Here is a 12744-nt window from a genome sequence, read left to right on the forward strand (position 1 = left end):
CCGTAGTCGAAAGATTACGGGGTTTTTTATTTGATCAATCGGTATTCTTGATATTGCTTGCGCAGTAGCGGACATGGAAAGGATGAGCATGCAGCTGCAGGACATGTTGTATTCACAGGGCTTTGGTATTCGCCGCGTGTGCTCCGGCTTGGTGCAGCAAGGCTGGGTGGAGCTGTGGAACTCGCAGACTTCTGACTGGGAGAAGGTCCTGGATTCCACCCAGCAGGTGGATCCCGAAGGTCTGCGCTTCAAGGTGCAAGGCGTGGAGTGGGAGTATCACGAGCTGGGTTATGTGCTGCTGAACAAGCCTGCCGGCACCGAGTGCTCGCAAAAGCCATCGGCCCATCCCAGCATCTATACCTTGCTGCCGGCTCCGCTGCGTCAACGACCCAACAAAGGGGCGGTGCAAGGTGTTCAGGCAGTGGGCCGTCTGGACCAGGATACGACGGGCATGCTGCTGCTCAGCGACGATGGCCAGTTCATCCACCGCATGTCGTCGCCCAAAAAGCACGTCTCCAAGGTTTATCGGGTGACCTGCAAGCATCCGGTGGATGCCAAGCAGATACAGCGGCTGCTGGATGGCGTCGTTCTCGACCATGATCCCAAGCCTGTCAAGGCAGCGGCCTGCGAGCAGGTGGACAGCCATGTGCTGGATCTGACGCTGACCGAGGGCAAGTATCACCAGGTCAAGCGCATGATTGCGGCTGTGAGCAACCGGGTCGAAGGTCTGCACCGCAGAAGAATCGGCGGCATGGAGTTGCCCGCAGAGCTGGAGCCTGGCCAATGGCGCTGGCTGACGGCGCACGAGCTGGAACTGTTCAAGCCGGGCAAGTAAAACCGAGCAAGATAAAAAGCCTGCTGGCTTGCGCCAGCAGGCTTTTTAATGGGCGATATGGCAACTCAGTGCCGTTGCATGGCGGGCGCGGATGCCTGCTGGAGCTTGCCGGAGGTTTGCAGCGCAGCGCCGGGCAGGAATTCGATGCCGGTGCGGCGCACCAGCTCCACGTAGCTGATGGGTTCGGTGACGCGGGCTGCGTCATCATTGGCCTGCCAGTGCGCCCAGGCACGCTGGCTCTGAGCGTCGTAAACCAGCTTGTAGAGAAAGCTGGGCACACGCACCTGGTTGTGGCCGACGGAGGCGGCGCCGGCATCAAAGACCGGGCCGGTGATGATGTAGACATCGCCCTGAGCCCGTTGCGCATAGCTGCGCGTGTCTTTCTCGATGCGGGCCCAGGGGCCGCCGTTTTGCTTGATGGACTGGGGCACCATATTGGCCAGCGAGAAGCTCTGGGCCATGGCCTGTGCGGTCGGCATGTCGCCAGCGGGAGCCATGTGGCCGCGTGAGTAGCCGGAGCGCTTGTAGTCGTCCAGCTCGGCGCGTTCATCGCGGGGCAGGCGGGCGTCGCTGTAGAACTTGTTGGTGCGCTTTTCGTCGGCATCGGCGACCAGGGCCTTGTTCAGACGTTGAGCGACGAAGATGGGAGTCTTGCTCTGGCCGCTGTGCAGCACGGCAAACGCGTCATAGCACAGGGCCCGCAGTTTGGGCTGATCGCTGAGCACGGGTGCCTTGCCATTGGCAAAGAACTGCGGGCATTGCTCAAAGCCCTGGGTGCTGCGCGTGGGATTGCTGACCTGGATGAGCGATGCGGGGCTGGTCGCTGCCGAGGGCGCAGGCATCTTGGCGGAGCAGGCCACGCTGCTGATGGCCAGCATTGCGATGCCGGCATGGTGCAGCCATCGGGGGACTTGTGAGCAAGAAGAGGAAAGCGGTGCTGAAAAAGCGGAGGACATGCGCGAAGAAGGCCGAGGGAGATGGAAAGAGTGCCAGCAGCCCAGGTGCAAGAGCGAGTCTTGCCATCATTGATGGGTGATTGATTGCTACTCAAATAAGAGCTGCTTGCGCAAGCTTTGAAAGCTTTTCAAGGTAAAAGTTTCCTGAAAAGCTTTGTAATAAAGCGCTAAGTGCTCATATTTTATGAAAAGTGGACTTTGCCACGGCCCTGCCCCGGCCCTGTCCCGGCTTATGTCGTCAAGCTGCGGGTCCCCGAGGGCGTTCCATGCATGAGCAGGATCTGCAGTGCGGCTTGGGTTTGCAGATGCAGCTGCCTGAGCGCCTCATCTTTCTGGGGCGGCAAAATGTACTGGCCCTGTGCGTTCCTGGCATAGGGCTTGCCCAGAATGTCGGCCATATCGATCTGGTAGTAGCTGCGGTCGCCATATGGCCGCTTGCCGTCGATATAGGGCAAGGGCCAGATCGCCTGGCCGTCTTCCTCCTCGGCCAAAACATCAGGCAGCTCATCGATACCGACTTCTCGCCACAGGGCGGCATGCAGCAGCGTCAGATGTTCGGGGCGAAAGTCGAAGCTGCTGTCTGGCGCCTGGCCTGGGAAGTCAGGTGGCAAGGCATAGCGACCCGGTGCCAAGGTGGCGCTTGCCACAAACTGCGGCAGCCAAAGGCAGACCTCGGCCAGAAGCTGGGTGACCAGAGCAGGATTGTGAATGCGCAGCACTTGCTGGGCCGTGTCGACGGGGAATAGATCGCCGCCAAAGGGCTGCACGGGATCGAAGCCGGGCGCCCCCGACTCTATGGGCATCCACTGCACCCGCAGCAGGCGTATCAGCTGCAGATGCTGGGCGCTCAGTGGCGGCAGCGCCTGGCTGAAGACCGTCCGGATCACGGATCGACGTTCGGTACTGCTCCCACGCTGGCGAAGCCAGAACCAGCTCAAGGCGCCGGTTGCCGCAACTGCCAGGGTGGAGAGTGTGGAGATCAGCCGCCTGCGCTTCATGGGCGAAGGTTTTCAGTCATCGATGGAAGCGCTCCAGCGGTCGCCCCAGCCGCTGCTGCGCTGCACGCGGTCGATATCCCGGCGGTCACGCTTGGTGGGGCGGCCGGTGTGCTGGGCCGCCAGTGCTTCGGCGGGCTCGGGTGCCAGACGGCGCTGCTCGGCCAGTTGTTCTCGCTGGGCAATGCTCTGCGCCGTTTCCTCGTAGAGCTGCTGGGCCACGGGGGCAGGGCCGCGCATGCCGCTCAGCCCGCGCACGATGACTTCCCTGGGAACATTGCCCTGACGCAGGTGGATGTGGTCGCCCAGGCGGATTTCACGCGAGGCCTTGGCGTTGGCGTTGTTGACCGTGACCCGGCCCTTGCCAATTTCCTCCACAGCCAGGCTGCGGGTCTTGTAGAACCGCGCGCACCACAGCCATTTGTCCAGACGCATGGATTCAGTTTCACTCATATCGGTATTTTGCGGCGTGAAGGGATGGCGATTCAAGTCAGAGCAGTATCCATGTCCTGGGCATCGCCATTGTGCAGGGGCAGCTGAATCAGCGCCTGCAGGCCACGCACCCGGCCGAGCCCATCGTGCAGATTGCGCAGCTCGATCTGGCCGCCCAGGGTTTGAACGATCTCCTGGCAGATGGCCAGGCCCAGGCCCGAGCCGCTGCGCGTGTTGCCCGCCGAAAAGGGCTGAAACAGTCGCTGGGCAAGTTCCTCGTCGATGCCGCTGCCGCTGTCTTCGATACTCAGCTGCGCCATGCCGTTGTGTGCGCGCACATCGACTTGCAGACTCCCGTGCCTGGGCGTGTGGCGTATGGCGTTGTGCAGCAGGTTGCGGGTCAGCTCGCGCAGCATCCATTCATGGGCGGCCACGCAGCAGGCCTGGGTTTCGATGCCGAAGTCCATGTCGTGATCGGCAATCAGCGGGGATAGCTCCAGCGCCACGTCGCGCACAATGTCGTCGAGCTGGGCCAGCATGGCGCTGCTCTGGTTGCCGTCCTCCTGGCGCAGCTGCTCGACCTTGGCCAGGGCCAGCATCTGGTTGGCGACGCGGGTGGCGCGGTCCACCGTGTCGTCGATCTCGGCAAAGGCCTGTGCAGGGGGGATATCGCCGCGCTTGGCCGACTGCACCTGAACCTTGAGCACCGCCAGCGGCGTGCGCAGCTGGTGCGAGGCGTCGCGCACAAAGCGCTTCTGGTTGCTCAGCAGACCTTGCAGGCGCTGCATGGTCTGGTTGGTGGCCTCCAGCAGGGGCTGGATTTCGCGCGGGGCCTCGGGTGCCGCCAGCGGGCTCAGATCTCCCTGGGCCCGGCCTTGCAGGTCCTGGCTGAGCTGGCGTATGGGCTGGGTGGCGCGCTGCACGACGATGATGACGATGAGGGCGACGACCAGCACCAGCAGGGCCTGACGAATCAGGGTGTCGCGCAGAATCTGCAAGGCCAGGGATTCGCGCAGCTCCAGGGTCTCGGCCACCTGGATCACGGCCATGCCGCGCCCGTCGGCACTGGCAACCGGCTGCAGCAGCACGGCCACGCGCACGGGGTGGCCGCGAAACTCGTCGTCATAGAAGTCCACCAGCGCTGCATAAGGCGGGCGCTGCGGAATCCTTCCGGTCCAGACCGGCAGCTCCGCAAAGCCCGAAATCAGCTGTCCGTCCAGCGTGGAGACGCGGTAGAACATGCGGCTCTGGTTATCGGCCTCGAAAATCTCCAGTGCCGAATAGGGAACGATGGCGCGCAGCTGCGCCTGCTCGTCGTATCCGGTAACGCCGATCTGCTCGCTGATGCTTTTGGCCGAGGCCAGCAGGGTTCTGTCGTAAGCCGTGTGCAGCGATGCCAGGGTTTGCTGATAGAGGCTCCAGGCGTTGAGGGCAATCAGCGCCAGCACGGGCAGCAAAATGCCGGTGAGCAGCAGGCGCCGCAGCGACCAGGCTGTCTTGGGCCGCGTCCTTGCCGGACTGGCTGTCATGCCGCAGCCTCGGCCTTGACCAGATAGCCCAGTCCGCGCAGCGTGACCAGTTGCACGCCGGTGCCGCCCAGCTTTTTGCGCAGCCGGTAGGCCACGACTTCCACGGCCTCGTACTGCACATCGACCTCGCCGGGGAAGACCAGGCTGAACAGCCGCTCCTTGGTGACTGCATGGCCGGGGCGGGCCAGCAGCGCATGCATCATGGACAGCTCGCGCGGGGTCAGCTCCAGAACCTTGTCGTCGAGATAGATCGCGCCGCTTTCCTTTTCATAGCGCAATGCGCCCAGGGTGACAGTTTCAGAAGCCGATCTGGGTGTGAAACTATCCTGGCTGCGGCGCAGCAGGGCGCGCAGGCGTGCTTCCAGTTCGTCGAGGTCAAAGGGCTTGGCCAGATAGTCGTCGGCACCGGCATTCAGTCCCATGACGCGGTCGCCCACGGTGCCACGTGCCGTGAGGATCAGCACCGGTGTGCGCAGACCCAGGGCGCGGGCGCGCTCCAGCACCTGCAGGCCGTCGAGACCAGGCAGGCTCAGGTCCAGCACCACGGCATCGGGTTCGCGGGTCTGCCAATGGGCCAGGGCGCTGGGGCCGTCGGCCGCCACATCCACATTCAGGCCGCGGCGCATCAGGGTGCGCTGCAGCGTGGTGCGCATGGCGGAGTCATCTTCAACAAGCAGTAATTGCATGTTGCCGAACATAGCACTGCGCTGCGAATGCGCAGACAAGTCGTGAAACTACCAGGGTTGCTTAAGGGATAGCCCTAGGTGATTGGACAGCTGTTTGACAGGCAGGCTGTCCATGATTGCATCCACTAACTACATAAGGAGTACATCATGCGTCGTGATACGTTTCTGAAGTCTCTGGCAGCCCTGGCGGCGGCCGGTGCTTTGCCCCTGTCGGCCCAGGCCGCGGCGGCCATCAAGATGATGCTGCCCGCCAACCCTGGTGGCGGCTGGGACACGACAGGCCGTGCCCTGGGCAAGGCCTTGCAGGACGCAGGTGTGGCTTCTTCCGTCACTTATGACAACAAGGGTGGTGCTGCCGGTGCCATCGGCCTGGCCCAGTTCGTCAACGGCAGCAAGGGTGATCCCAATGCGATGATGGTCATGGGCGCCGTGATGCTGGGCGGCATCATTACCGGCAAGCCTCCCGTCAATCTGAGCCAGGCCACGCCTCTGGCACGCCTGACCAGCGAATACAACGTGTTTGTGCTGCCCGCCAACTCGCCTTTCAAGAACATGGCGGAAGTGGTGGCCCAGCTCAAGAAGGATCCCGGCTCCGTCAAGTGGGGTGGCGGCTCGCGTGGTTCCACCGAGCACATTGCTGCGGCCATGATCGCGCGTGAAGTGGGTGTGGACCCCGCCAAGATCAACTACGTGGCTTTCCGTGGGGGTGGCGAGGCCATCTCCGCCATCCTGGGTGGCAACGTCACCGTGGGCGGCAGCGGCTTCAGCGAGTTTGCCGAATACATCGCGACTGGCAAGATGAAGCCCATCGGCGTGACATCGGCCCAGCGCCTCAAGGGTGCGGCGTCCAGCGTTCCCACGCTCAAGGAGCAGGGCATCAACGTGGAAATCGGCAACTGGCGCGGTGTCTATGGCGCTCCCGGCATTTCCAAGGCGCAGCGCGACGAGCTGGTCGCCCAGATCGAGAAAGCCACCAAGAGCAAGGCCTGGACCGAAGCGCTGCAGAAGAACGACTGGACACCTGCCTGGCTGGGCGGCGATGCCTTCGGCAAGTTCGTGGACGACGAGTTCGCCAGCCTGCGCGCCACCATGGCCAAGTCCGGCATGATCTGACGATCTCCAGGCCGCTGCGTTCTGCAGCGGCCTTTTCAGGACATGGCACAGGGCTGGCGACTTCAGCCCTGATCGCGTTGTGTGCTGCTGTTTCTCCCCCGCACTGATTGATGGTCTGCTCCTGACGGCGCAAGCCAGGGTTTGTGCAACCCCATGATGCCGTGGGAGCTGCTGCAAGGCGGCTCTGGCGGGTTCCGAAAACCATTGAAATCAAACACATTCATCATGTCTGATTCATTCCAAGATCTGGCCCGGGCAGCGGAGGCCGCACAAGTTTCGGCCTATGCAGACCCCGACGAGCCGCAGAGCCCCAACGTACCGTCCAAGAGAGCGCAAACCATTGTCGGTGCGGGCGTGCTGCTGGTCGCTGTTGGCCTGGCTGTCGGCGCGCTGCAGATTCCTTCCGATTCGGGCTACGGCGGCGTCGGCCCCAACTTTCTGCCCTGGCTGTGCGCCATCGTGCTGGCCGCTTGCGGTGCACTGCTGCTTTGGGAAGCTCGCAGCGGCGGCTTTCGCCATGCGGCCGACCCGGGCGGCCAGCCCAAGGCCGACATCCTGCCCTTTGCCTGGGTCTCGGCCGGTCTGCTGGTGAATGCGGCCTTGATTGGAACCGTCGGCTTTATCTTCAGCTGCACGATTTGCTATGTCTTGGCCGTGCAAGGCCTGCGCCGCGCCGCGCATCAGCCTCAGGCCTCTGAAATCGGTACCTGGCTGAAGGATGTGATCACTGGCTTGCTGATTTCAGCGCCCGTTTTCTGGATGTTTACTCAGTTCCTGGCAATCAATCTGCCAGGCTTGACTCAGACGGGGTGGCTGTAATGGATATTTTCAATGCTTTGATGGCTGGCTTTGCCACTGCCATCACGCCCGCCAATCTGTTGTGGGCTCTGGTGGGGTGTGCCCTGGGTACGGCCGTAGGTGTGCTGCCCGGTATCGGCCCGGCCGTGGCCGTGGCCATGCTGCTGCCCATCACCGCCAAGGTGGATGTGACGGCATCCATGATTTTCTTTGCCGGTATTTACTACGGCGCCATGTATGGAGGCTCGACCACATCGATTCTGCTGAACACGCCCGGCGAGACGGCATCCATGGTCACGGCCATGGAGGGCAACAAGATGGCCAAGAGCGGCCGAGCCGGGGCGGCGCTGGCGACCGCCGCGATCGGCTCGTTCTTCGCGGGTACCTTCGCCACCGTAGTGGTGACTCTGTTTGCTCCCTACGTGGCCGACTTCGCCGTGAAGCTGGGCCCGCCCGAATACTTCATGCTCATGGTGCTGGCCTTCACCACCGTGAGTGCCGTGCTGGGCCAGAGCACGCTGCGCGGCATGACGGCGCTGTTTGTCGGCCTGGCTGCAGGCTGCATCGGCATGGACCAGATCTCCGGTGCGGCGCGCTATACCGGCGGCAAGATGGAGCTGCTGGATGGCATCGATATCGTGCTGGTGGCCGTGGGGCTGTTTGCCGTGGCCGAAGTGCTGTATGCCGCCATGTATGAAGGCAAGGTCGAGGAGTCCCAGAACAAGCTGACGCGTGTGCACATGACCAAGCGCGACTGGAAGCGTTCCTGGCCCGCCTGGATGCGCGGCACGCTGCTGGGCACACCGTTCGGCTGTATTCCTGCAGGCGGCACCGAGATCCCGACCTTTCTGAGCTATGCGACCGAGAAGAAGCTGGCCAAGGGCGAAGACAAGGCCGAGTTCGGCGGCAAGGGCGCCATCGAAGGCGTGGCCGGACCGGAAGCCGCCAACAATGCGACCGTGACCGCAGCTCTGATTCCTCTGCTGACTCTGGGCATTCCCACCAGCAACACCACGGCCGTGTTGCTGGGTGCTTTCCAGAACTACGGCATCAACCCCGGTCCCCAGCTGTTTACCAGCTCGGCGGCCCTGGTCTGGGCGCTGATCGCCTCGCTGTACATCGGCAACGTGATGCTGCTGGTGCTGAATCTGCCCATGGTGGGTCTGTGGGTCAAGCTGCTGAAGATTCCGCGTCCCCAGCTGTATGCCGGCATCCTGATCTTCGCAACAGTCGGTGCCTACGGCATGCGCCAGAGCGCATTCGATCTGTTCCTGCTCTACGGCATTGGCGTGCTGGGAGTGATCATGCGTCGCTTCGACTTCCCCACCGCTCCCGTGGTGGTTGGCATGATCCTCGGCCCCCTGGCCGAAGCCCAGATGCGCAACGCCGTGTCGATCGGCGAGGGCAGCTGGTGGATCTTCCTGCAGCGCCCCATGTCGCTGACGCTGATCATCATCGTGCTGGCTGTGCTGATCATTCCCCGCGTGCTCAAGCGCCTGTCGCAGGCCAAGCACGAGCGGGAGGCAAGCACCGCCTGAGTCCGGTTTCCTAGCCTGCTGCGGGTGCTTCACGCATGGAGCCCGTTGCATTCATATCCCCTGTTCGGTGAGCTGGACAGGGGATTTTTTTATGGAGGCAGACTCAAGCATTTGTTTGAATGCGCTATCTTGCTCATGTATTGATAGTGTGAGAGGGGCCGCTAGAGGTCTGTGCCGATGGTTTTGGGGCAATGTCGCCCTACCATGGCGCAATGATGGAAATGAGCCAACTGCTACCCAACGATTTCGCTTGCGAGCTGCCCGACGATGCCGACGGCATCTATGCATTGGCGGCTCGGTCCATGTTTCAGCTGTTCTCGTCAATGAGTCAAGGCATGTTTCTGGTCGACAGAAGCGGGCGCATTGTCTGGGTCAACAAAGGCTACGAGCGCTTTTTGCCGCGCCTGGGCGTGGCCGGTGTGGGCGACTTTCTCGGGCATATGGTGGAGGAGGTCATCCCCAACACGCAGATGCGCAGTGTGCTGGAGACCGGCAAGCCTGTCCTGATCGATCTGCTGACCAATAGTGCCGGGACCTTTGTCGTCAGTCGCCTGCCGCTGCACGACGACGAAGGAGGTGTGATCGGCGCCATCGGCATTGTGCTGTTCGATCAGCCCGAGACGACCCTGCAGCCGCTGATCAGCAAGTTCGCGATGCTGCAGCGCGATCTCGATGAAGCGAGGCGAGAGCTGGCTGCCCAGCGCAGCCGCAGCTTGCAGGCGTCGGTACAGGGTTCGCGCCGCAGCAAATACAGCTTTGCCAGCTTTGTGGGCAGCAGCCCGGCTGCGGTTGAGGTCAAGCGCCAGGCGCGGCGGGCGGCCCAGTCCATGAGCCCGGTGCTGCTGCTGGGCGAGACCGGTACCGGCAAGGAGGTGCTGGCCCATGCCATCCATGCCGCATCGGCACGATCTGCCGGTCCTTTTGTGAGCGTCAATATCGCGGCCATTCCCGAAACGCTGCTGGAGGCTGAATTCTTCGGCGTGGCTCCGGGCGCATTTACCGGAGCCGAGCGCAAGACGCGCGATGGCAAGTTCAAGCTTGCCGATGGCGGCACTCTGTTTCTCGACGAAATCGGCGACATGCCCGCCAGTCTGCAGGCCAAGCTGCTGCGGGCCTTGCAGGAGGGCGAGATCGAGCCGCTGGGCTCCAACCAGATCGTGCATTTCGATGTACGCGTGGTGGCCGCAACTTCTCGCGATCTGCTGCAGATGGTGCGCGACGGGCGCTTCCGTGAGGACCTGTTCTACCGGCTGCATGTGCTGCCCGTGCGCGTGCCGCCGCTGCGCGAGCGCAGCAGCGATATCCCGGCCCTGGTGGAAGTGCTCTGCGAGGACCTGGCGCTGCGCAACGACATGGTTCCGCCGGAGCTGGGCAAGGGCGCACTGGAACTGCTGGTCGCACAAGCCTGGCGCGGCAATATTCGCGAGCTGCGCAATGTGCTGGAGCAGGCAGCCATGCGCTGCGATGACTCGCACATCGATGCCGGCCTGCTGGCGCAGGTGCTGCGCTCCTCTGGGGTCGAGCCTCAGGCTCCGCATCGGCTGTGCCTGGCCCAGGAGACTGTGGCGGCGGTGCCGGCGACGAGCGATCTGCTCAAACCGCTTGCCGAGCAAATGGCCGAGCTCGAAGCCCGCGCGATAAGGGCCGCGATGCAGGCCCATGGGGGCAACAAGCTGGCGGTGGCAAGGGCGCTCGGCATATCGCGCGCCAAGCTCTACGACCGGCTCGAGAAGCTGAATTTCTGAGTCATGCTAGGGATTGCCCTTGGTGGGCAGGACTTGGTTTGTTTTTATAGTTATAAAAAATATCTAATTTAAGTCCGGAGACAGCATGGCATTGGTACAAGGGCAGGAGTTGTGGAGGCCCACGCAGCAACAGCATGAGCAAAGCGGCCTGTGGCATTACATGAGCTGGCTGCGCGACAGCCGTGGCCGTGACTTCCCCGACTATGAGGCGCTGTGGCAATGGTCGGCGACGGATATCGAAGGCTTCTGGCGCTCCATCTGGGACTACTTCGAGATCCAGGCCGATGGTGACCCGACACAGGTGCTGGCCAGCCGCAAGATGCCGGGTGCCGAGTGGTTTCCCGACACCCGGCTCAACTACGCCGAGCATATCTTTCGCCAGGCCAGTGATCAGCGCCCGGCCATCATTGCGCGCTGCGAGGGCCAGACCCCGGTCGAAGTCTCCTGGCAGCAACTGCAGCGCGATGTGGGAGCCTTGGCTGCCAGTCTGCGCGGTCTGGGCATTGGGCCCGGCGATCGCGTGGTGGCCTATCTGCCCAATGTGCCTCAGACCGTGGTGGCGTTTCTGGCCTGTGCCAGCATTGGCGCCATCTGGTCCAGCTGCGCGCCGGAGATGGGGGTCTCCGTGGTGCTGGACCGCTTCCAGCAGATCGCGCCCAAGCTGATTTTCGCGACCGACAGCTATACCTATGCCGGCAGGCAGTTCGATCGCCGTGAAGTGCTGGACGAGGTGCTCCAGGGTCTGCCTGATATCGCCCGGGTGATTCATGTGCCGGGGCCCCTGTTCGGCAGCGATGCAGAACATGCCGCCGTGCCCTGGCGTGACTGCATGCGCTGGGACGAGGCAACGCGTCATGCAGCGCCGCTGCAGTTCGAGCGCCTGTCGTTCTCCCATCCGCTATGGGTGGTGTACTCCTCGGGAACCACCGGCCTGCCCAAGGCCATGGTGCACAGCCATGGCGGCATCGTGCTCACCCACCTCAAGACCAATCGCCTGCAGCATGATGTGTTGCCCGGTGATCGCTTCATGTTCCTGGGCAGCACGGGCTGGATTGTCTGGAATCTGATGATAGGCAGCCTGCTGGCCGGCGCGACCGTGGTGCTGTCCGACGGCAATCCGACGGCGCCCCATGATGATGCGCTCTGGGACTTCATCGACCAATACCAGGTGAGTATCTTTGGTTGCGGTGCGGCCTTCCTCACCAAGAGCATGAAGGATGGTGTCTCGCCGAAGAAGGGGCGCCAGTTCGAGAAGCTGCGTGCCATCAACTCCACAGGCTCGCCGCTGCCGCTGGATGCCTATGCCTGGGTCTATGAGAACGTCAAAAGTGATCTGTGGCTGGCCTCGATCAGCGGCGGCACGGATATCGCCTCGGGCTTTGTGGCCTGCGCGCCCATACTGCCGGTCAACGCGGGCGAGATTCAGTGCCGCGAACTGGGCGTGGCCGCCCATGCCTTCAACGAACAGGGCCAGAAGGTGATTGCCGAAGTCGGCGAGCTGGTGATTACCGAGCCCATGCCCTCCATGCCCGTGTTCTTCTGGAACGACGAGAGCGGCGCGCGCTACCACGACAGCTATTTCGACGTGTTTGCCGGCTGCTGGCGCCATGGCGACTGGATCGAGTTCAGCGAGCGCGGCACGGCCGTGATCTACGGGCGCTCGGACAGCACCATCAACCGCTTCGGCATACGCATGGGCACGGCAGAGATCTACCGTGTCGTCGAGGAGCTCGAAGCCGTCAAGGACAGCCTGGTGGTCGACCTTGAATACCTGGGCCGACCGTCCTTCATGCCGCTGTTCGTGACCCTGGCCGAAGGCCAGGCATTGACGGGCGAGCTGACTGCCCAGATCAAGAACGCCATCAAGACCAAGGCTTCGGCACGCCATGTGCCCAATGTGGTGGTGCAAGTGGCCGAGATTCCGCGCACCCTCACCGGCAAGAAGATGGAGGTGCCGGTGCGCAAGCTGCTGCTGGGAGCGGACGCCGCCAAGGTGGCCAGCCCCGATGCCATGGCCAATCCATCGAGCATTGATTTCTTTATTCAATTTCGAGAGCAGGTGCCGAGGGCGTGACAAGCGCTTGAGGCTGATTTGACTCAATACCCAAAGCAGACCC

11 protein-coding genes are annotated in these 12744 nt (G+C 62.8%); 6 read left to right on the forward strand and 5 right to left on the reverse strand.

Annotated features, from left to right (window positions below; translation table 11 throughout):
• Positions 1-88: 88 nt before the first annotated feature.
• Positions 89-835 carry a 16S rRNA pseudouridine(516) synthase gene (locus P353_RS24095; protein ID WP_034375752.1) on the forward strand — a complete coding sequence of 249 codons (747 nt, stop codon included), beginning with the start codon at positions 89-91 and terminating at the stop codon, positions 833-835.
• Between the two features lie 65 nt (positions 836-900).
• On the opposite strand, the gene P353_RS24100 is transcribed toward P353_RS24095, so the two are convergent.
• The 5 genes from P353_RS24100 to P353_RS24120 form a co-directional block, all read right to left on the reverse strand.
• Complete coding sequence (locus tag P353_RS24100) at positions 901-1713, reverse strand: DNA/RNA non-specific endonuclease (RefSeq protein ID WP_034375412.1); 813 nt, start codon at positions 1711-1713, stop codon at positions 901-903.
• A gap of 308 nt (positions 1714-2021) precedes the next feature.
• Positions 2022-2789, reverse strand: a complete 768-nt coding sequence (locus P353_RS24105; protein ID WP_034375416.1) for a hypothetical protein — start codon at positions 2787-2789, stop codon at positions 2022-2024.
• 12 nt (positions 2790-2801) lie between these two features.
• On the reverse strand, positions 2802-3239 hold the full coding sequence (locus P353_RS24110; protein WP_034375418.1) for an RNA-binding S4 domain-containing protein: 438 nt from the start codon (positions 3237-3239) through the stop codon (positions 2802-2804).
• A 32-nt stretch (positions 3240-3271) separates the two neighbouring features.
• Positions 3272-4747 carry a sensor histidine kinase gene (locus P353_RS24115; protein WP_034375420.1) on the reverse strand — a complete coding sequence of 492 codons (1476 nt, stop codon included), beginning with the start codon at positions 4745-4747 and terminating at the stop codon, positions 3272-3274.
• Entirely contained in the window at positions 4744-5445 is a 702-nt protein-coding gene (locus P353_RS24120; RefSeq protein ID WP_034375423.1) for a response regulator, read from the reverse strand. Before P353_RS24120 ends, P353_RS24115 begins: the two co-directional genes overlap by 4 nt.
• Before the next feature lie 135 nt (positions 5446-5580).
• Here P353_RS24120 and P353_RS24125 point away from each other — a divergent pair, with 135 nt between their 5' ends.
• The 5 genes from P353_RS24125 (at position 5581) to P353_RS24145 (ending at position 12701) form a co-directional block, all read left to right on the forward strand.
• Entirely contained in the window at positions 5581-6546 is a 966-nt protein-coding gene (locus tag P353_RS24125) for a Bug family tripartite tricarboxylate transporter substrate binding protein (RefSeq protein WP_034375424.1), read from the forward strand.
• A gap of 225 nt (positions 6547-6771) precedes the next feature.
• Positions 6772-7365, forward strand: a complete 594-nt coding sequence (locus P353_RS24130; protein WP_034375427.1) for a tripartite tricarboxylate transporter TctB family protein — start codon at positions 6772-6774, stop codon at positions 7363-7365.
• Positions 7365-8882 carry a tripartite tricarboxylate transporter permease gene (locus P353_RS24135; protein ID WP_034375429.1) on the forward strand — a complete coding sequence of 506 codons (1518 nt, stop codon included), beginning with the start codon at positions 7365-7367 and terminating at the stop codon, positions 8880-8882. The genes P353_RS24130 and P353_RS24135 overlap by 1 nt, the downstream gene beginning before the upstream one ends.
• Before the next feature lie 221 nt (positions 8883-9103).
• Entirely contained in the window at positions 9104-10627 is a 1524-nt protein-coding gene (locus tag P353_RS24140; protein ID WP_034375754.1) for a sigma-54 interaction domain-containing protein, read from the forward strand.
• An 85-nt stretch (positions 10628-10712) separates the two neighbouring features.
• Positions 10713-12701 (forward strand): acetoacetate--CoA ligase, encoded by a 1989-nt coding sequence (locus P353_RS24145; protein WP_034375431.1) that lies wholly within the window; start codon positions 10713-10715, stop codon positions 12699-12701.
• Positions 12702-12744 lie beyond the last annotated feature (43 nt).

The sequence above is a fragment of the Comamonas testosteroni genome, from assembly GCF_000761245.1.
Taxonomy (GTDB): Bacteria; Pseudomonadota; Gammaproteobacteria; order Burkholderiales; family Burkholderiaceae_C; genus Comamonas; species Comamonas testosteroni_C.